The 19,442-nt window shown below is 61.9% G+C and carries 15 protein-coding genes; 7 read left to right on the plus strand and 8 right to left on the minus strand.

All coding sequences use genetic code 11. The annotated features are described in order from the left end of the window. Positions 1 to 142: 142 nt before the first annotated feature. From P3T25_RS31800 to zwf, 3 genes are all read right to left on the minus strand, one after another. Complete coding sequence (locus P3T25_RS31800) at positions 143 to 2,059, minus strand: bifunctional transcriptional regulator/glucokinase (RefSeq protein WP_429360854.1); 1,917 nt, start codon at positions 2,057 to 2,059, stop codon at positions 143 to 145. After that, positions 2,037 to 2,744 carry a 6-phosphogluconolactonase gene (pgl, locus tag P3T25_RS31805; RefSeq protein ID WP_429360856.1) on the minus strand — a complete coding sequence of 236 codons (708 nt, stop codon included), beginning with the start codon at positions 2,742 to 2,744 and terminating at the stop codon, positions 2,037 to 2,039. Before pgl ends, P3T25_RS31800 begins: the two co-directional genes overlap by 23 nt. 196 nt (positions 2,745 to 2,940) lie before the next feature. Next, positions 2,941 to 4,404 (minus strand): glucose-6-phosphate dehydrogenase, encoded by a 1,464-nt coding sequence (gene zwf / locus P3T25_RS31810; protein WP_429360858.1) that lies wholly within the window; start codon positions 4,402 to 4,404, stop codon positions 2,941 to 2,943. 534 nt (positions 4,405 to 4,938) lie between these two features. Here zwf and P3T25_RS31815 point away from each other — a divergent pair. The 4 genes from P3T25_RS31815 to P3T25_RS31830 all read left to right on the plus strand — a co-directional run bounded on the left by P3T25_RS31815 (position 4,939) and on the right by P3T25_RS31830 (position 9,378). Then, positions 4,939 to 6,186, plus strand: a complete 1,248-nt coding sequence (locus tag P3T25_RS31815) for an ABC transporter substrate-binding protein (protein WP_171924994.1) — start codon at positions 4,939 to 4,941, stop codon at positions 6,184 to 6,186. Positions 6,187 to 6,383: 197 nt separating this feature from the next. After that, positions 6,384 to 7,322: a carbohydrate ABC transporter permease gene (locus P3T25_RS31820; protein WP_097391669.1), complete on the plus strand. Its 939-nt coding sequence runs from the start codon at positions 6,384 to 6,386 to the stop codon at positions 7,320 to 7,322. After that, positions 7,312 to 8,169 carry a carbohydrate ABC transporter permease gene (locus tag P3T25_RS31825; protein WP_093643967.1) on the plus strand — a complete coding sequence of 286 codons (858 nt, stop codon included), beginning with the start codon at positions 7,312 to 7,314 and terminating at the stop codon, positions 8,167 to 8,169. Before P3T25_RS31820 ends, P3T25_RS31825 begins: the two co-directional genes overlap by 11 nt. Positions 8,170 to 8,262: 93 nt before the next feature. Then, positions 8,263 to 9,378 carry an ABC transporter ATP-binding protein gene (locus tag P3T25_RS31830; protein WP_154562062.1) on the plus strand — a complete coding sequence of 372 codons (1,116 nt, stop codon included), beginning with the start codon at positions 8,263 to 8,265 and terminating at the stop codon, positions 9,376 to 9,378. A gap of 137 nt (positions 9,379 to 9,515) precedes the next feature. Here the strand turns inward: P3T25_RS31830 and P3T25_RS31835 are convergent, their stop codons facing one another. Together P3T25_RS31835 and P3T25_RS31840 are read right to left on the minus strand one after the other, a co-directional pair. Continuing rightward, complete coding sequence (locus tag P3T25_RS31835; RefSeq protein ID WP_154562060.1) at positions 9,516 to 10,433, minus strand: LysR family transcriptional regulator; 918 nt, start codon at positions 10,431 to 10,433, stop codon at positions 9,516 to 9,518. A 112-nt stretch (positions 10,434 to 10,545) separates the two neighbouring features. Then, on the minus strand, positions 10,546 to 11,205 hold the full coding sequence (locus P3T25_RS31840) for a glutathione S-transferase family protein (RefSeq protein WP_171924995.1): 660 nt from the start codon (positions 11,203 to 11,205) through the stop codon (positions 10,546 to 10,548). 356 nt (positions 11,206 to 11,561) lie between these two features. On the opposite strand from P3T25_RS31840, the gene fliD reads away from it, so the two are divergent. Next, on the plus strand, positions 11,562 to 13,073 hold the full coding sequence (gene fliD, locus P3T25_RS31845; RefSeq protein ID WP_429360862.1) for a flagellar filament capping protein FliD: 1,512 nt from the start codon (positions 11,562 to 11,564) through the stop codon (positions 13,071 to 13,073). A gap of 72 nt (positions 13,074 to 13,145) precedes the next feature. Here fliD and P3T25_RS31850 read toward each other — a convergent pair whose 3' ends face one another. The 3 genes from P3T25_RS31850 to trxB all read right to left on the minus strand — a co-directional run bounded on the left by P3T25_RS31850 (position 13,146) and on the right by trxB (position 15,828). After that, positions 13,146 to 13,766, minus strand: a complete 621-nt coding sequence (locus P3T25_RS31850; RefSeq protein WP_093643989.1) for a trimeric intracellular cation channel family protein — start codon at positions 13,764 to 13,766, stop codon at positions 13,146 to 13,148. 13 nt (positions 13,767 to 13,779) lie between these two features. Beyond that, complete coding sequence (locus P3T25_RS31855; RefSeq protein WP_429360864.1) at positions 13,780 to 14,538, minus strand: Smr/MutS family protein; 759 nt, start codon at positions 14,536 to 14,538, stop codon at positions 13,780 to 13,782. Positions 14,539 to 14,829: 291 nt separating this feature from the next. Next, positions 14,830 to 15,828: a thioredoxin-disulfide reductase gene (gene trxB, locus P3T25_RS31860; RefSeq protein WP_154562052.1), complete on the minus strand. Its 999-nt coding sequence runs from the start codon at positions 15,826 to 15,828 to the stop codon at positions 14,830 to 14,832. A gap of 336 nt (positions 15,829 to 16,164) precedes the next feature. On the opposite strand from trxB, the gene P3T25_RS31865 reads away from it, so the two are divergent. Together P3T25_RS31865 and lolA are read left to right on the plus strand one after the other, a co-directional pair. Continuing rightward, on the plus strand, positions 16,165 to 18,480 hold the full coding sequence (locus P3T25_RS31865) for a DNA translocase FtsK (RefSeq protein ID WP_154562050.1): 2,316 nt from the start codon (positions 16,165 to 16,167) through the stop codon (positions 18,478 to 18,480). 205 nt (positions 18,481 to 18,685) lie between these two features. Then, complete coding sequence (lolA, locus tag P3T25_RS31870) at positions 18,686 to 19,423, plus strand: outer membrane lipoprotein chaperone LolA (protein ID WP_266257389.1); 738 nt, start codon at positions 18,686 to 18,688, stop codon at positions 19,421 to 19,423. Positions 19,424 to 19,442: the final 19 nt, after the last annotated feature.

Genomic DNA, 19,442 nt, shown 5'->3' on the forward strand with positions numbered 1-19,442 from the left:
TGCCTACTTCTCTTTGCAGCCGGCAAAGAGAAGTAGGTGCCGCCCCGCACAGGGGCAACGCTAATAGACCACTAACAATGCAAGGAAAGGCCAACGCCCCAAGAACACTGACAAAAGCGCCGCGAAGGCCAAAAAACAACCCTTAATCCCGCGGCGAAGAAGCCGCCCCATGACTTAACCAATCGAGCACAGCAGTAGCATCATCATCCGCGCCTTGTCGCGCCTTAGCGACCGTCTCAGCCACATCGGGGCTAGGCACAGCGCGCCGAATCGCCACACCAACGGCAAGAATATCAATCATGACGAGATGCAGAATCCGCGAAATCATCGACAACTGCGACTCGCGAATCTCAATGTGATCGGTCTCCAAAGCAACAGTAGCCCGCTTGGCCAGCGCCGTGTTGCTGGACGTAATGGCAATCACCTTCGCCCCCGCCTGCATGGCGACATCCAGCACACGCAATAACTCAGGCGCACGTCCCGACTTGGACACGGCCACAATCACATCACCCTTGCCCAGCAACGCAGCAGACGCCGCCTGCATATACAGATCGCCGTAGGCAATCGTCGGAATACCAAACCGGAAGAACTTGTAATGCGCGTCCTGCGCGACGATATTCGAATTGCCGAGCCCATAAAACTCGATCCGCCGCGCGCCGTTCAACAGATCAATGGCCCGCTCGACCTGGTCGAAATTCAAATGCTCGCGCAACTGCAAAATCGCCGACACGGTGTTGTCCAGCACCTTCGCGCCGAAGTCCGTCGCGGTATCGCCCAGATGCACCTGGCTATGACTCACCGGAATCGTGCCGGTCAAACCCGTCGCCAGCTTCAGCTTGAAATCCGACAAACCCTGGCAGCCGAGCGAGCGGCAAAAACGGATCACCGTCGGCTGGCTCACGTCGGCCTTGCGCGCGATGTCCACGATCGGATCGTTGATGATCGAACGCGGATGATTCAACGCGAGATCGGCCACGCGGCGCTCGGCCGGCGTCAACGCGTCGCGCATCTGGCGAATCCGCTCGAACACGGCCGATGAGCTGCCGCCCGCGCGGTTCGACAACTGCTCTGCGAGAATCGCCGAAACACCCAGAAACGCCGGGTATTCAGCGGTAATCACGTAGGTCGGCACGTTCTGCAAATACGCCTCGAAGCGACCCTTCGCCTCGAACCGTTTGCGAAACGACGAACGCGAGAAGAACTCGCCGAGCCGCGGCACGACGCCGCCGCCAATGTAGATGCCGCCCAATGCGCCGAGCGTCACCGCAATATTGCCGGCGAAGGTGCCAAGAATTCCACAGAACACGTCGACGGATTCGGCCGCGAGCGGCTCGCCGTCCAGCGCGCGTTTGACGATCTCGACCGTGTCGACGTTGGCCGCCACACGCTTCTTGTCGCGGCCCGCCAGCGCACGGTAAATCACTTCGATGCCGGGGCCCGCGGCCACGCGTTCGAACGAGACGTGCGACCACTTCTTGCGCGCGTATTGCAGCACGATGTCTTCACGTTCGTCGGCCGGCGCGAAGGTGGCGTGACCGCCTTCGCTGCCGAGCGCGATCCAGCGGTCGTCGGCGGGAATCAGGCCGGACACGCCCATGCCGGTGCCCGGGCCGAGCAGGCCGATCACGCTGTTCGGACGGCGCGCGCCGCCGCCTACCTGCACGCGCTGCGCGTCGGTCAGGCCGGGCAGCGCCATGGCCAGCGCGGTAAAGTCGTTCACCACCAGCAACGTGTCGAAGCCGAGCGCGCGGCGCGTGGCTTCGATCGAAAAGCTCCAGTCGTGATTGGTCATGCTGACCTGATCGCCGTCGACCGGGTTCGCAATCGCAATCGCCGCGTGATTCACGCGGCCGATCTTGGTGTCCTTCAGATACTTCTTGATGACTTCGGCAACGCCCGGATAGTCCGCGCACGGATAGACCTGCACCGAGCCGATTTCGCCCGGGCTGTATTCGAGCGCGAAACGCGCATTGGTGCCGCCGATGTCGGCGAGCAGCCTCGGTCCATCGGCGTGCTGGCCCGCGCCCGGAACAGCCTTAGTTTGCACACCAGTAGACATCGAGTCTCACTCCCTTGTCGTTTGCCAACTGCGAGATGGCATTTTTTTGTAGCGAAGCGGCGGCGGCATTCAGCACGTCCATCTTTCGCGGTCCTGCGATCAACAAAAACAGGTGCTTCACTTCTTTCAGGGCAGAGAGCGACCAGCTCACGCGCGCATGCGGTGCGCTGCCGGGATGCACGGCAACGAAGCGCTCGGGGGTGGCGATCGCGTAGTCCCATTCGGGCGCATCCGCGAAAATCGACGCGGTGTGACCGTCTTCGCCCATGCCGAGAATCGCGACGTCCGGCACGGCGCTAAAGCGCGCGTCGGCGTTCAGCGCGGCAACGTGCGCGTTCAGGTCTTGCGTGGCATCGACCAGCGGCCAGAAAGCAGCATTTTTTGCGGCGTTCTGCAACAGCGTGTCGTGCACGAGTTGCGAATTGCTCGCGCTGTCCGTTTCCGGCACCCAGCGGTCGTCGACCAGCGTCACGGCAATGCGTGCCCAGTCGAAGGATTGCGTGGACAACGTCTGCAGGAACGGACGCGGGCTGCTGCCGCCGGACACTGCAAGCATGGCCGGGCGCGCGTCGTTGGTTGACGTAGCCGTCTGTGCGGCGAGCGACGCATGTAACGCGTCGCCAACCGCTTTCGCCAACGCGTCGGATTGGGCGCGTTGATCGTCGAAAGCGTGAAGCTCGATCACTTCTCCTCCGTGCTGCTTTCTTGTTAGATCTGCGGAATGTGCCGTCCTGCTCTCACGCGATGCCTGCAAGTGGGATGACTTGCAGGCGCCTTCGTGATACCGGCGCCATTCCGTTCAGTTCGTCGGTGGGTCTTGCAGGCGCCGTGCCGTGCTTCGATCGGGACCGGGCATAGTACGACGCCGTAATTCAGTTGATTCAATTCTCTTCTTCGAGCCAGCAGGTGCCGTGCTGCGCCAACATCGCGCTCGCCGCTGCCGGCCCCCACGTGCCTGCTGCGTACGGCTTGGGCGGCTTGTTGGCAGCAGCCCATTCGTTGAGGATCGGTTCGACCCAACGCCATGCCGCTTCCTGTTCGTCGCGCCGCACGAACAGCGCGAGGCGGCCGTTGATAACATCGAGTAGCAGACGTTGATACGCCTCCATTTGCCCTTCGCGGAAGAAGCGGTCGAACGCGAGGTCGAGGTGGACGCTGGCGAGGTTCATGCCTTCGCCGGGCTGCTTCGCGAGACAGTAGAGGCGAATGGTTTCGTTCGGCTGCAAACGGATCACGAGACGGTTCGCACCGCCACGCAACGCGGACGCGCCCAATGCCGAATGCGGCACCGCACGGAAATTCACCACGATCTCGGCGACGCGATCCGCGAGACGCTTGCCCGTGCGCAGGAAAAACGGCACACTGGCCCAGCGCCAGTTTTCGATTTCCACCTTCACCGCAACGAAGGTTTCGGTGGTGCTGTCCGTCTTCACGCCAGGCTCGGTGGCATACGCCGGCACCGCGCTGCCGCGGATCACGCCCGCATGATACTGGCCGCGCACGGCGACCTTGCCGATATCGCGCGGATCGATCGGCTTCAACGCGCGCAGCACGCGCAGCTTTTCGTCACGGACCGAGTCGGAATCCATCGAATGCGGCGGTTCCATCGCGACGATGGAAAGCAGTTGCAGCAAATGGTTCTGCACCATGTCGCGCAACGCGCCGGTGTTGTCGTAGAAGTCGCCGCGCGCTTCCACGCCGAGTTCTTCCGCAATCGTGATCTGAATGCTTTCCACCCATTCGCGGCGCCACAGCGGTTCGAACAGCACATTGCCGAAGCGCAGCGCGAGCAGGTTCTGCACCGGCTCCTTACCGAGGTAGTGGTCGATCCGGTAGATCTGTTCTTCAGCGAAGATTTCACCGACTGCATCATTAATTGCGTTGGACGACTTGAGGTCGTAGCCGAGCGGCTTTTCCAGCACGATGCGCGAATTTTCGTTGAGCCCCACCGACGCGAGCGCGCGGCAGATCGGCACGAACAGCGACGGACCCGTGGCCAGATAGAACACCCGAATGCCGGGGCGGCCGCTCAAGGCGTCGCGCAGCAGCGTGAAGTCTTCGGGGTTGCCGAGATCGATCTTCACGAACTCGATACGGTCGAGGAAGCTCGCCCATGCTGTTTCATCCACACCGTTCTTCGACACGTGCGGTTTGACGTGCTCATTGACCCAGTCAATGTAGGCAGCACGATCAGCCACATGCCGTGCTACCGCGACGATCTTGCCACTGTCGGCCAGCATGCCGCCTGCACGGTGCGCTTCAAACAGTGCCGGCAGGATCTTTCGCATGGCCAGATCGCCGGTTCCGCCGAAGAGAACGAAGGTGAAGCTTGAATCGGTTTGCATGTGTCTCCGTCGATATCCTGGGGGTCGCCGTGGGGACCGAAAAAGGGCGACCGTAGTCCGATAAAATATTTTTTGACACTGAATTGTAGTTTAACTACAATCCAAATCAAGAGGTAGCGCTAATTCGATGAAAAAAGCGTGCGCTGTGAGGCTAGATGCGCGTTTTCCCGAATCGGCAGGCGTCCCCTTCATGTTAACGGACATTGCGTGCGAGCACGTGCCAGCATGCCCCCGGCAGCCCTTACGGAAGGCCGGAAAGCTAACCTGGCGTCAGGGTTAACGTGCAAGGCACCTCGAGTCTGCCGCGCACGACGCGGGCAGGCAAAAATCAAAAGAGGAGACAGTCAGTTGCATCCCGAACCACTCATCTCTTGAGCTTCCAGCGGCCGGATATCGGTCCGCCGGCACATGCCTCAACGCATGCGCCCGACCGTGCTCGATCGCCCAGTGTTTTGCCTGTTTGAACCAACCACAGCACCCTGGCGACATCAGGGGCCATTTGTTTTTTGTTCAGGTGTCTGGAGGAGATAAGCAATGAAATTTCGCGCGATCATGGGCGCTTTGTGCGCCGCAGGTCTGATGTGTGGCGTCTCGGCTGTGCAAGCTGCCGAGTCGATCGAAGTGTTGCACTGGTGGACTTCGGGCGGCGAATCGAAAGCCGTCGGCGTCCTCAAGGACGACATGACGAAGCAGGGTTACACGTGGAAGGACTTCGCGGTTGCTGGCGGCGCGGGTGCGGCTGCCATGACGGCACTGAAGACGCAGGTGATCTCGGGCAACGCGCCGAGCGCTGCGCAGATCAAGGGTCCGCTGATCCAGGACTGGGCTTCGCAAGGCGTGCTGGTGCCGATCGACTCGGCCGCAGCCGACTGGAAGAAGAACCTGCCGCCGGAAATCGACAAGATCATGCACGCGGACGGTCACTACGTGGGAGCACCGTTCTCGGTGCACCGCGTGAACTGGCTGTACATCAACAAGGCAGCGCTGGACAAGGCAGGCGGCAAGGTGCCGACCACGTGGCCTGAGTTCTTCGCGGTGGCCGACAAGATGAAGGCCGCGGGCATCCAGCCGATCGCGATGGGCGGTCAGCCGTGGCAAGACCTGACGCTGTGGGAAGACGTGGTGCTGTCGCAAGGCGCAGGCTTCTACAAGAAGGCGCTGGTTGATCTCGACGAGAAGACGTTGACGTCGGACCAGATGGTCGGCGTGTTCGACACGGTCCGCAAGATCCAGGGTTACTTCGACGCGGGCCGCACGGGCCGTGACTGGAACCTGGCAACGGCGATGGTCATCAACGGCAAGGCCGGCATGCAGTTCATGGGCGACTGGGCCAAGGGCGAGTTCGCCAACGCCGACAAGAAGGCGGGCTCGGACTACATCTGCGCTGCGGTTCCGGGCACGGAAAAGGCTTACACGTTCAACGTCGACTCGTTTGTGTTCTTCCAGCAGAAGGGCCAGAAGACTGCAACGCCGGGTCAATTGGCACTGGCCAAGACGATCATGTCGCCGGAGTTCCAGGAACAGTTCAGCCTGAACAAGGGTTCGATCCCGGTTCGTCTGGGCGTGTCGATGGCCAAGTTCGACGACTGCGCGAAGAAGTCGTACGCGGATGAACAAGTGGCGATCAAGTCGGGCGGCTATGTGCCTTCGCTGGCACACGGCATGGCGCAACCGGATGCAGCAGCCGGCGCGATCTCGGACGTGGTCACGAAGTTCATGAACTCGCAGCAAGATTCGAAGACCGCGGTTGCCGCGCTCGCGAAGGCTGCGAAGACCAAGTAAGTGACGTAAGCGAAGTGGCGCGCCTGGTGGTTCCCCTCGTGGGTGCCGGGCGCGTTCTTCGGATTGCTTGCAGCCGTTGCGTTACTTAGGGCGAGACACTTCACCCCTGGTTTCATCGAGTCACACCTATGCCGTCCCGGTCTCGCGTCTTTCGTGAGTGAGCGCCCCGGCGGTACAGTTTCAGCAGGAGTCGAGTAGTGACTGCTTCTATCAGCGGAAACGGGAAAACGGCCACCGTGACCCGCCGCACGTCGCCGATGGCGGCCCTTGCCGATCGCTGGATTCCGAAGCTGGTGCTCGCACCCAGCGTCGTGATCAGCCTGATCTTCGTGTATGGCTTCATCGCCATTACCGGCTTTCTGTCGCTATCGAATTCGCGACTGATGCCACGTTATGAATTTGTCGGTCTCGACCGTTATCGCGAACTGTTCGATAACGATGTGTTCTGGACTTCGGCTGCCAACCTCGGCTGGTTCGGCATTCCGTTTATCGGTATCTGTATCGGCCTCGGTCTGTTCCTCGCGATCCTGCTCGATCAGCAGATCCGCAATGAAGGCGCGCTGCGCGCCGTGTTCCTGTACCCGATGGCGCTTTCGTTCATCGTGACGGGTACGGCGTGGCAATGGATCATGACGCCGAGCGTCGGCCTCGAAAAGGTGTTCCACGACTGGGGCTGGACGAGCTTCTCGTTCAGTTGGCTCGGCGACCCGGACAAGGCGATTTTCTGCGTCGTGGTCGCGGCGGTGTGGCAATCCACCGGCTTCGTGATGGCACTGTTCCTCGCGGGCCTGCGTGGTGTAGATGCTGAAATCTTCAAGGCTGCGCAGATGGACGGCGCGGGCCTGCCCACCATCTATCGCAAGATCGTGATTCCGAGCATGCGCCCGGTGTTCTTCTCCGTGCTGCTGATTCTCTGCCACATCACGATCAAGACCTTCGACCTGGTCGTCGCGTTGACCGCGGGCGGTCCGGGTACGTCTTCATCGCTGCCGGCTATTTTCATGTACACGTTTTCGTTCAATCGCGGGCAGCTGGGCGTCGGCGCGGCATCGTCGATGATGATGCTCGCCACCGTTGTGGCCGTGCTCGTGCCGCTGATGTATCTGGAATCGAGGAGCACGCGCAATGCAGCCTAAGATGACGATCAGCCGTGCCGTCATTTATGCGGCCTTGATTCTGTTTGCCCTGTATTTCCTGTTCCCGCTGTACGTGATGCTGTCCACGTCGTTCAAGGACGTCGACCAACTGCGCACCGGTAATCTGCTCACGCCGCCGACGCACTGGACCATCGACCCCTGGATCAAGGCATGGAGCGGTGCGTGTACGGGTGTGCGCTGCGACGGCATGCAGCCGTTCTTCATGAACTCCGTGCGCATGGTGATTCCGGCCGTCCTGATCTCGTCGATCATCGGCGCGTTCAACGGTTATGTGCTCACGCACTGGCGCTTCCGCGGCGCGGATCCGATCTTCACGATGATCCTGGTCGGCTGTTTCATTCCGTTCCAGGCGATCCTGCTGCCGATGGCGCGTTTCGAAGGCTTGCTCGGCCTGTCGAATTCGATAACCGGTCTGGTGGTGGTGCACGTGATCTACGGTATCGCCTTCACCACGATGTTCTTCCGCAACTTCTACGTGAGCATTCCGGCCGAACTCGTGAAGGCCGCGCGGATCGACGGTGCGGGTTTCTTCACGATCTTCACGAAGATTCTGATGCCGGTGTCGCTGCCGATTTTCATGGTGTGCCTGATCTGGCAATTCACGCAGATCTGGAATGACTTCCTGTTCGGGATTGTGTTCTCCGGTGTCGATTCGATGCCGATCACGGTGGCGCTGAACAACCTCGTGAACACCTCGACCGGCGTGAAGGAATACAACGTGGACATGGCCGGCGCGATTATCGCCGCTTTGCCGACGCTGCTCGTCTATATCGTCGCCGGCCGCTATTTCGTGCGCGGTCTGACGGCGGGCGCAGTCAAGGGCTAAACCATACGCATCGCGGTGGCGCTTCTTCCGGGAAACGCCGCCGTCATCCGACCAGAGTTTTCAAGCAGTACCAGAGACAAGAGGATTCACAGCATGGCAAGCCTTTCCATCCGTGACGTGTACAAAACTTACCCGAATGGGGTGCCGGTTCTGAAGGGTGTCAACATCGACATCGAAGACGGCCAGTTCCTGATTCTCGTCGGCGGCTCGGGCTGCGGGAAGTCGACGCTGCTCAACATGATCGCCGGCCTCGAAACCGTGACCAAGGGCGAGATCCAGATCGACGGCAAGACGGTGAACAACCTCTCGCCGAAAGATCGCGACATCGCGATGGTGTTCCAGTCGTACGCGCTGTATCCGTCCATGACGGTGCGCGAGAACATCTCGTTCGGCCTGGGCATCCGCAAGGTGCCGAAGCAGGAGCAGGCGCAGATCGTCGACCGCGTGTCGAACACGCTGCAGATCACACACCTGCTGGACCGCAAGCCGGGTCAGCTCTCCGGTGGTCAGCGTCAGCGCGTGGCCATGGGCCGTGCGCTCGCACGCGATCCGGTGATGTTCCTGTTCGACGAACCGCTGTCGAACCTCGACGCGAAGCTGCGCATCGAAATGCGCTCGGAAATCAAGCTGCTGCATCAACGCCTCGGCACGACGATCGTCTACGTGACGCACGATCAGATCGAAGCCATGACGCTCGGCGACCGCATCGCGGTGATGAAAGACGGCATCGTCCAGCAGTTCGGCGCACCGCAGGAAATCTACGATTCGCCGGCGAATCTGTTCGTGGCTGGCTTTATCGGCGCGCCGCCGATGAACTTCATCCAGGGCAAGCTGGTGGAGCAGGGTTCGGGCGTGGGCATCGAACTGGATACGGGCGGCATGCGCGGCGTGCTGAACCTGCCGTTCGACTCAGCCAAGGTGAAGTCGCACGTGGGGCGTGAAGTGATTCTGGGCCTGCGCCCGGAGCGGATCACCGACGCACGCGGTGCGCATGGCGACCACGCAAATCTGCAGCCGATCGAAGTGAAGGTCGACGTGATCGAGCCGACCGGACCGGACACGCTGGTGTTCGCGCAGGTTAACGGCAAGCGCATTGTGAGCCGTGTGCACCCGGCCTCGAATCCGCAGCCGTTGACGAATACGACGCTGTTGTTCGATGCGTCGAAGGCGGTGTTGTTCGATCCGACTAATGAAGAGCGGATTGCCTGAGGCGGGTAATTCGCTGAGCGATCCGCTTTGAAGAAAGCCCCATGCGTTGCGAGACGCATGGGGCTTTTTTTCATTTGCCAGGTGCTGTTTGGATCGGGTTGCAGTGGGCTCGGAGCATGGCGCTCCGCGACGTGACGTCAAACGTCCTTGATGCGCAGATCCGGATTGTTCCGCGCCAGCTCGGTGACCCACTCGGTGAAGGCGCGCAGCCGTGAACTCAGATTGCGGCGATGTGCGTACAGGATCGACAGCGGCGTACCGGGGCTCGTGTAGTTCGTGAGAATTTCCTTGAGCGCGCCTTGCGCAATCAGATCCGCGACCATGAAGCGCGACGGCTGGATGATGCCGTGGCCGAGCGCGCTCGCGCTGATGTAGACGCTGCCGTCATTCACCGCGAGCACGCTCTTCAACGTGACCTTGACGATCTCGCCGTCCACCTCGTACTCGAATGGAAAGGTCTTGCCGCTGCGCGCGGAAACGTAGTTGACCGCGCGATGCTCGCTGAGCTCCTCGAGTGTGGTCGGCGTGCCGAATTGCTCCAGATAGGCGGGCGACGCGCAGGTCACGATCCGCGCCTCGCCGATACGCCGCGCGACGAGACTCGACTCTTCCGGCGTGCCCATGCGGATCACGCAATCCACCCCGTCCTGAATCAGATCGATATTGCGATCCGCCAGCCCAAGCCGCACGTCGATCTCGGGGTATTGCCGGTAGAAGTCGTCGAGCGCGGGCAGCAGCAACGCACGGGCGAGCGTGCCCGACGTATCGACGCGAATCGTGCCGCTCGGATGTTCGCGCTTGTTCGACAGCGACGACTCGGCATCGGCGACTTCGGCGAGGATGCGCACGCAGCGGTCGTAGAACAGCGCGCCGTCTTCGGTGACGCTGACCTGCCGCGTCGAACGGTTCAGAAGCCGCACGCCGACGTGTTCTTCCAGAGCCTGAATGGTCCGGCTGACTTTGGCGCGGGGCAGGTCGAGCGACTCGGATACTTTGGTGAAGCTGTTCGCCTCGACCACACGCGTAAATATCTCCATCGCTTCGAAACGGTCCATGTTTTGCCTTATGAGTGATGGGCGGAAGTGGGTTTCGAAGTGAAGTGTATCGCTTGGAAATAGTGTTGGCGCGCTCGCGTGGTTATGTCGGGTCCGTGCCGGGTTCGTACGATCAATCCCGATCAGGCGCGCCAAGTGGGAACAGCGGGCGATACGGGCGTGCTTCGTCGACTGCGCGTGCGAACGATGGCCGGGCCAGCAGCCGCTTCCGGTAGGCGAGCACGTGCTCAAAGGCCGGGCCGATGCGATGCGTCCAGTCGGCGTAGAAGAGGAACGGCGCGGCGCCGCAGTCGGCGAGGCTGAACGCATCGCCGGCCGCCCATTCGCGCCCGGCCATCACCTTGTCGAGCCAACCGTAGGCGGTGTCGAGCATGTCGCGGGCTTCGGCCACGGCGCGAGGATCACGCTCCGGCTCGGCGCGCAGACTGTCGTACACGATCTTCTGCTGCGGCGTGGAGATGTAGTTGTCGAAGAAGCGATCCATGCTGCGCACTTCCAGCGCGGTGCGGGCATCGGCCGGCAAAAGCGGCACCGGACCCGGGTGATACAGGCCGAGATACTCGATGATGATGCTCGCCTCCACCACGGTCCGGCTGCCGTCGACCAGCACGGGAAAGCGCTTGATCGGCCAGAGCGCGGCGAACTCAGCCATGACTTGCGGGTCGTCGTGCGCGAGCAGGCGCAGTTCGAACGGCGTGCCGTTTTCGTAAAGCGCGGTCAGCACCTTCTGGCAGTAGGAGGAGAAGGGGTGGGCATAGAGCTTCAGGGTCATCGTGGTCACCTAGGGCGGTTTGCGAGGAGCGCTGTGGCGCGCTGACGGCCGGAGGGGCCGTTTACCTGACGACGAACGGCAGCGGTGGGAATCGACAACCTTGCGACAGCCCAGAAAATTTTAGTGGAAGGCGAATGTTGGTCCGAATCCGGCAAAGACCGGACGCTAGAAAAAGCCTGTGCGCGGCGATTTGTTACGACAAAACGTCACAAACTTTCAAGAAACATAGTGTAACATTTGAAAAAATTGTAAGAAATCGACGTGACCGCGACGTAGCCGGTTTGCCGCCGTAATCAGAAAGACCACCGGGGCGTCACGCAATAAATAACGAATAACTCGACGCACGGAGCCTTTGCATGTCAACGATCACCACGACGTCTGTGAACAGCGCGACTGCCAACGCGCAGAACCAGGTGCAGCAAGCGGCGCAATCGATTATCAATGGCTCCACCGGCAATTCGACGATGGACGTGGCGTCGCTGGTGTCGGCCCTCGTGAATGCGAAGACGGCTGGCCAGACGGCGGCGCTGAAGGCCAAACAGACGAGTGATACCACGACCTTGTCCGCGTACGGCGCCCTGAGTTCCGCGTTGAACGCCTTGCAGGCCGCGATCAAGAGTCTCTCGGACGGAACCACCCTGTCGACCTTCGGGGCCACCGCGAGCGGCAAAGGCATGGACCCCAAGGCTGGTCCCGGCGCGGTCGCCGGCAGCTATTCGATTGACGTCAAACAGATCGCTGCGTCGCAGAGTCTGTCGTCGGCGGCGTTCGATTCCACCGCCAAGTTGGGCACCGGCAAGTTGACCATCGCGGTCGGCGCCAAGTCGATGGATGTCACGGTCGACAGCACGAACAACACGCTGAGCGGCATCGCCAATGCGATCAACAAGGCGGGCAACAATCCTGGCGTCACGGCCACCATCGTGACCGGCACGGGCGGCGCCCACCTGGTGTTACGCTCGACCACCACCGGCGCGGCCAACACGATCAACGTGTCCACCAGCGGCGTCCAGAACGACGCAGGCCTGTCGAGCCTCGGCGTAACCTCCACGCCGGGTGCGAACGGCGCGGCGTCCACGATCGTATCTTCGGATACCAGCAAGGCCTGGCAGCAAAGCGAAGCCGCTCAGGACGCGCAGTTCACCATCGGCGGGATTGAGGCGAGCAGCTCCACGAACGCGGTCACCTCGGCAATTTCCGGCGTCACGCTGAATCTGTCGAGCGCCGCGGTCGGCACCACGCAGACACTGACAATCGCGCCGGATACGACCGCGCAGAACACGGCCATCACGAACTTCGCCAATCTCTACAACACTGTCGTCACGACCATCAACTCGCTGTCCTCGTACGACAAGTCGTCGAAGACCGGCGGCGCGCTGCTCGGCGATTCGACGCTGACGACGATCAAGAATACGTTGGCGTCGATCGTTGGCGGGGGCGTCGGCACGGGGTCGTCAGCGGTGGGGCTCGCTTCGATTGGCATTACGCTGAAGGGCGATCCGGCGGACGGCACGCTGGTCATCGACAGCAAGAAGCTGAGTACGTCGCTCACCAGCAGCCCGGCGCAAGTCGCCACGTTGTTCAACTCGACCAACGGCATCGGCGTCAAGCTGAACAAGAGCATTACCGACTTCGTGAAGACGGGCGGCATCATCGACACCCGCAGCACGGCGTTGAATGCCGACCTGAAGAGCATCACCACGCAGCAGACCACGCTCGCCAATTACAGCGCGCAGTTGACGAAGCAGTACCAGAATCAGTTCACCGCGCTCAACACGCTGATGGCGACGATGAACAACAACTCCCAATACCTGACGGCACTGTTTGGCGGCTCGAAGAGTGCGGGGGCGTTGGCGACCAATAAGTAAGGCTGCTTCAAAGCGCGCGCCGCCTGAATCCGGGCGGCGTGCTTTTAATTAGGGCAGTTTGATGAAACAAGCTTAGTGAGGCAGCCGGACGTTGAACCTGAACGTCGCCAGCCTCGCGAGCAGGATAAAAGCGGTAGCGATCAACACGCTATAAACCGTATCGACGTTCATGTAGTCCAGCAGCACGTACAGCCAGCACCCGACAAAAGCGCATGTCGCGTACGGCCGCGAATCACGCAAGATCAGCGGCACCTCGTTGCACAGCACGTCGCGAATCACGCCGCCGAATACGCCGGCCAACACACCCATCATCACCGACGTGAACCACGGCATCTGCGCGTCGTGCGCGATCGACGTGCCTGAAATGCTGAACAAGCCCAGCCCGATCGCATCGGCCACCAGCAGGACCCGCTCGGAGAGCAGGCGCGACGTCATCTTCAGGAGCGTAGGCGCAAACAACGACATCACGAAGATCGCGATCAGATAGGTCTGATGCTCGACCCAGTAAAAGGGCCGCCGCTCCAGCAGCACGTCGCGCAAGGTGCCGCCGCCGAAGGCCGTCGCGACAGCCACGAGGAAGGTGCCCACGGCGTCGAGCCGGCGGGTCCTCGCTTCGATAAAACCGGAGATCGCGTACGCGAAAATAGCCAGCGCTTCCATGATGGTCAGCGCCAGCGTCAGCCTCGGATGGATCACCGGGACTCCGTCAGGACTTGGGGGAAGCCGACAATACGCCCGGCTGCAGCAGCACGACCACCGCACCCGCGCCGCCGTCATGCGGACGCGCCTGGCAGAAGGCGATCACCTCGGACTTCTGCACGAGCCACGCGCGCACTTTGCCCTTCAATACGGGTTCTTTACCAATCGACCCGAGGCCCTTGCCGTGAATCACGCGCAAACACCGCAGGCCACGTTTCACCGATTCACGAATGAACTCGGCCAGCGCCTCGCGCGCTTCCTCGCGACGCATGCCATGCAGATCGATTTGTGCCTGCACGATCCAATCGCCGCGCCGCAGTTTGCGGACGACTTCCTGGCTCACGCCGGGACGGCAATAGGAGAGCGTTTCGTCGGTTTCGAGCAGGATCTCGGGATCGAACTCGTCGGAGATCGCTTCATGCAGCACGGCTTCTTCGTCGAGTTTGGTTTGCACCGGCAGCGGCGACGGAGGATTGCGCGGCAAGCTGGCGCGCGGCGGGACCGCCAGTGGCGCAACCGCACCGATCTCGCGGCGAAATAGATCGGCGTCCGCCGACGCTTCGCGCTGCGCCGCCGCTGCAGCCGCGCGTTCGCGTTCACGCCGTTGCGTGTCGCCCTTTAACGCATCGCGCAACGCGCCGAGACCGGCCAGACCCGCGGCCGGCTCGATCTTCGGTTTGACGGCGGGTGCGGATACCTCGGGCGCGGGCTTGGCAGCGGCACGCGCGCGCTTCGGTTCGCTAGGATGGGGCTGATTCTTCGGCATATCGCTAATACACAGAAAAGTAGATCGATTGCGCGACGCCGGTTGCGGCGCCTAGACGTGCCGCGGCGCATCGCAACGCCGGGCAGTCGGGCTGGGCAAGCGTACACGCAAGGGCGCTGGAACGACGCCAGCCTGCCGCCGGAACAACGCGAACCCGACGCGAACAGAATGCAAACAGGATGCAAAAAAGGCCGCTGGCTTCTCAGCCGCGGCCTTCTATCAAGCAGGCGGCCGGGCCATGCCCAGCCGCCATTTTACCGTTGCGCTTATGGTTACAGATGAGGTTGCAGATCAGCGGTCGGCTTCGGCGCTCATCACGTGCTCGCCAATCTCTTCGATGGTTTCCAGATAACGCTGCGCGTCGAGCGCGGCCATACAGCCCGTGCCTGCGCTGGTGATCGCCTGACGATAGACGTGATCCTGCACGTCGCCCGCCGCGAACACGCCCGGCACGCTGGTCGCCGTTGCGAATCCGTTCAGACCGCCCTTGGTGATGATGTAGCCGTTCTTCATCTCCACCTGGCCTGCGAAAATGTCCGTGTTCGGCTTGTGGCCAATCGCGACGAAGATGCCTTGCAGCGCGATGTCCGTGGTGTCGCCGGTTTGCGTGTTCTTGATACGCAGGCCGGTCACGCCGGACTGGTCGCCGGTCACTTCGTCGAGCGTGCTGTTCCACTTGATCTCGACCAGGCCTTCCTTTTCTTTCGCCAGCAGACGGTCGATCAGGATCGGTTCGGCGCGGAACTTGTCGCGGCGATGGATCACCGTCACCTTCTTGGCGATGCCGGAAAGGTAGAGTGCTTCCTCGACTGCGGTATTGCCGCCGCCGATCACGGCCACATGTTGTTGCTTGTAGAAGAAGCCGTCGCAGGTGGCGCAAGCCGATACGCCCTTGCCCATGAATAATTCTTCAGACGGCAGGCCTAGATACTGCGCCGATGCGCCGGTCGAAATGATCAGCGAGTCGCAGGTGTATTCGCCCGAGTCGCCAATCAGGCGGATCGGCTTCTCATCCAGCTTGGCCGTGTGGATGTGGTCGAAAATGATTTCGGTGTTGAAGCGCTCGGCGTGCTCCAGGAAGCGCTGCATCAGCTCCGGGCCTTGCACGCCGTTGCCGTCTGCCGGCCAGTTTTCGACGTCGGTCGTGGTCATCAGTTGGCCGCCCTGGGCGAGACCCGTGACGAGTACCGGCGACAGGTTGGCGCGTGCCGCGTAGACCGCTGCCGTGTAGCCGGCGGGACCGGAACCGAGAATCAGAACTTTGGCGTGTTTCGTGGAAGTAGCGGGCATGATCGAAATCCTTTTACGGCGCCCGGCTCGCCCATGCGAGGCCGCGCGACTTGAGCTGAAACTATAGATGGGTATCAGAGCGGCATTATAAAGGGCGGCACGCCGGCCTGCTCCATGAAGCTTTCCGATCGTGGCGATAGCGTTGCTGCGGGCTTCGGCGGCCTTTCGTGTGGTCGATCGGCTAAGTTACCGTCATTTACAGCCTCGCGTGAGGCACTGCGTTTACAATAGGCCGCATCGATGGATCCGGCAGCCGGGACCGGGTCTGGAGCCGCCTTAAGCGCCGCTTCGGGCCGCGACTCCAGCGGCAAATCGGCCACACAAGCAACAGGATCAATGGCAAAAGCTCCCTATTCCGCGAGCGCGCAGGCATTGCCGCACCGCATGTCGCGCCTTTTCACCGAAATCCGCTGGATCTTGCAGGTCGCGCTCGGCGTGTTCCTGCTCATGGCGCTCGTCAGCTACAGCCGGCACGATCCGAGCTGGACGCATGCCGCGCAGGTCGACCACATCGCCAACTGGGCGGGCCGCGTCGGCGCGTGGACGTCCGACATCCTGCTGCTGCTGTTCGGGCTGTCCGCCTACTGGTGGATCGTGCTGCTCGGCCGCCATATCTCCGCCAATTACCGCCGCATCACTCGCCACGAGGAACTGCAGGATGACGCGCCGCGCGATGCCGGCTGGCTCGCGGACGCGTTCGCGTTCATGTTGGTGTTGCTCGCCTGCGACGGTATCGAAGCGTTGCGCATGTGGTCGCTGAAAGTGCAGTTGCCGCGGGCGCCGGGCGGCGTGATCGGCGAGGCGGTGGCGCGCGGCATATCGCATGCGCTCGGCTTCACGGGCGGCACGCTGGCCCTACTTATCGTGCTCGGCATCGGTTTGTCGCTGTATTTCCGTTTTTCGTGGCTGTCGGTGTCGGAAAAGGTCGGCGAGTCGATCATTTCGGCGGTCACTTTCGCCAAGCTGCGCCGCGAGGCCGGCCGCGACCGTAAATTGGGCGAAGCTGCCGCGGTGAAGCGCGAAGGCAAGGTCGAAAAGGGCCGCGTGCGGATCGAGGAGCACGAGCCGGTCATGATCGTGCCGCCCATCGTCACGCCCGCCAAATCGGAACGCGTCGAGAAAGAGCGGCAAGTGCCGCTGTTCACGGACCTGCCGGGCGACTCCACCTTGCCGCCGATCTCGCTGCTCGACGCAGCGCCGGCCGCGCAGGAAACCATTTCCGCCGATACGCTCGAATTCACCTCGCGCCTGATCGAGAAGAAGCTCAAGGACTTCGGCGTCGAAGTGAGTGTGGTCGCCGCGTATCCGGGCCCGGTTGTCACGCGTTATGAAATCGAGCCGGCTACTGGCGTGAAGGGCAGCCAGATCGTCGGTCTGGCGAAGGACCTGGCGCGTTCGCTGTCGCTGGTGTCGATTCGCGTGGTCGAAACGATTCCGGGCAAGAATTTCATGGCGCTGGAGTTGCCGAATCAGCGCCGTCAGACCGTGAGTCTCTCGGAGATTCTCGGCTCGGCGGTTTATGCGGACGCGGCTTCGCCGCTCACCATGGGCCTCGGCAAGGACATTGGCGGCAAGCCGGTATGCGCAGACCTCGCGAAAATGCCGCACTTGCTGGTGGCCGGTACGACCGGCTCGGGCAAATCGGTGGGTATCAACGCGATGATCCTCTCGCTGCTCTACAAGGCGAGCGCCGATCAGGTCCGCATGATCCTGATCGATCCGAAGATGCTCGAAATGAGCGTCTACGAAGGCATTCCGCATTTGCTGTGTCCGGTGGTCACGGACATGCGCCAGGCGGGTCACGCGCTCAATTGGGCGGTGGCCGAAATGGAGCGCCGCTACAAGCTGATGAGCAAGCTCGGCGTGCGTAACCTCGCCGGCTACAACAACAAGATCGACGAAGCCGCCAAGCGCGACGAGAAGCTGCCGAATCCGTTCAGCTTGACGCCGGACGATCCGGAGCCGCTGTCGCGTCTGCCGAACATCGTCGTCGTGATCGACGAACTGGCCGATCTGATGATGGTGGTCGGCAAGAAGGTCGAAGAACTGATCGCGCGGATTGCGCAGAAGGCGCGCGCGGCAGGCATCCACTTGATTCTGGCTACGCAGCGTCCGTCGGTCGACGTGATTACCGGCCTGATCAAGGCCAACGTGCCAACGCGCATGGCCTTCCAGGTGTCGTCGAAGATCGACTCGCGCACGATTCTCGACCAGCAGGGCGCGGAATCGCTGCTCGGCATGGGCGACATGCTGTACCTGCCGCCGGGCAGCGGCTTGCCGGTGCGTGTGCACGGCGCGTTCGTGTCGGACGAAGAAGTGCATCGCGTCGTCGACAAGCTCAAGGAGCAGGGCGAGCCGAACTATATCGAGGGCATTCTCGAAGGCGGCGTGACGGGCGAAGGCGACGAAGGCTCCGCGGGCGCAGGGGGATCCGGCTCGGGTGACGGCGAGGCCGACCCGTTGTACGACCAGGCGGTCGATGTGGTGCTGAAGAACCGCCGTGCGTCGATTTCGCTGGTGCAGCGGCATTTGCGCATCGGCTATAACCGCGCGGCGCGCCTGCTCGAGCAGATGGAGAACTCAGGCGTGGTGTCGGCGATGTCATCGAACGGCAATCGAGAGATTCTTGCGCCGGCGCGGGAAGCGGAATAGGCAATCCATACGGCTAGTCCACCGGACCAGCCTCAAAGCACCGCGTATAAGCCCCGCTTAAGGCTTTGTGCTTAAGCTGTGACCCAAGGCTGAGGGCTCGTCCCTCGGCTGCGCGGTTCAAGCCAGCCGCCACGGTCACCCGGCCGCTGCCCACAAAGCCCGCCGTCGTGACCGCTCAACAAATTCAATCAAGGGAGAAAACACCATGCAGCTATTCGCGCAGCAGCACGCTCGACAGAGTGCTCGCCCCCGCCGTTTTGGCCAACTCGCTCGTACGATCGCACGTGGCGTCGGCAGTGTGGTGATCGGCGCGTCGATGCTCGTCGCGTCGCAGGCATTCGCGAGCGGCACCGAGCAACTGAAGGCATTTGTCGCGCAAGTGCATTCCGCGCGCGGTACCTTTGTGCAGCAGGAAGTGCGCGCGCCGAGCAAGGCGCAGGGTGCAAGCGGCGCGAGCGGTGTGCTGTCCACGGCTGGCAAGACCGGCACGTCGAGCGGCACGTTCACGTTCGCGCGCCCCGGCAAGTTTATCTGGCAATACGAGAAGCCTTATGCACAACTGCTGCAAGCCGACGGCGACAAGCTGTACGTGTACGACAAGGATCTGAACCAGGTGACGGTGCGCAGTCTCGGCGGCGCGCTCGGCGCGAGCCCGGCGGCGATCCTGTTCGGCAGCAACGATCTGGACAAGAACTTCACGCTGCGTGACGCAGGCGTGAAGGCCGGCATCGACTGGCTCGAACTGACGCCCAAGGCGAAAGACACGCAGTTTCAGCGCGTTGGCATCGGCTTCAAGGACGGCAATCTTGAAGCGATGGAACTGCACGATGTGTTCGGCAACGTCACGCTGCTGACGTTCTCGAACATTCAGAAGAACCCGCCGCTGCCGGCCGATGCGTTCAAGTTCACAGTGCCGAAAGGCGCCGATGTGATCAACGGGTAAGCGGGTTGTTGCAGTAGGC

This window comes from Paraburkholderia sp. GAS32, assembly GCF_050434225.1.
GTDB classification, from domain to species: Bacteria; Pseudomonadota; Gammaproteobacteria; order Burkholderiales; family Burkholderiaceae; genus Paraburkholderia; species Paraburkholderia madseniana.

What these genes read in the sequence shown, in the direction of transcription:
- P3T25_RS31815 (WP_171924994.1), top strand. Translation starts at nt 4,939, where the DNA reads ATGAAATTTCGCGCGATCATGGGCGCTTTGTGCGCCGCAGGTCTGATG.
- zwf (WP_429360858.1), bottom strand. Translation starts at nt 4,404, where the DNA reads ATGCAAACCGATTCAAGCTTCACCTTCGTTCTCTTCGGCGGAACCGGC.
- P3T25_RS31825 (WP_093643967.1), top strand. Translation starts at nt 7,312, where the DNA reads ATGCAGCCTAAGATGACGATCAGCCGTGCCGTCATTTATGCGGCCTTG.
- P3T25_RS31855 (WP_429360864.1), bottom strand. Translation starts at nt 14,538, where the DNA reads ATGCCGAAGAATCAGCCCCATCCTAGCGAACCGAAGCGCGCGCGTGCC.
- P3T25_RS31830 (WP_154562062.1), top strand. Translation starts at nt 8,263, where the DNA reads ATGGCAAGCCTTTCCATCCGTGACGTGTACAAAACTTACCCGAATGGG.
- P3T25_RS31840 (WP_171924995.1), bottom strand. Translation starts at nt 11,205, where the DNA reads ATGACCCTGAAGCTCTATGCCCACCCCTTCTCCTCCTACTGCCAGAAG.
- fliD (WP_429360862.1), top strand. Translation starts at nt 11,562, where the DNA reads ATGTCAACGATCACCACGACGTCTGTGAACAGCGCGACTGCCAACGCG.
- lolA (WP_266257389.1), top strand. Translation starts at nt 18,686, where the DNA reads ATGCAGCTATTCGCGCAGCAGCACGCTCGACAGAGTGCTCGCCCCCGC.
- trxB (WP_154562052.1), bottom strand. Translation starts at nt 15,828, where the DNA reads ATGCCCGCTACTTCCACGAAACACGCCAAAGTTCTGATTCTCGGTTCC.
- P3T25_RS31835 (WP_154562060.1), bottom strand. Translation starts at nt 10,433, where the DNA reads ATGGACCGTTTCGAAGCGATGGAGATATTTACGCGTGTGGTCGAGGCG.
- P3T25_RS31865 (WP_154562050.1), top strand. Translation starts at nt 16,165, where the DNA reads ATGGCAAAAGCTCCCTATTCCGCGAGCGCGCAGGCATTGCCGCACCGC.
- P3T25_RS31800 (WP_429360854.1), bottom strand. Translation starts at nt 2,059, where the DNA reads ATGTCTACTGGTGTGCAAACTAAGGCTGTTCCGGGCGCGGGCCAGCAC.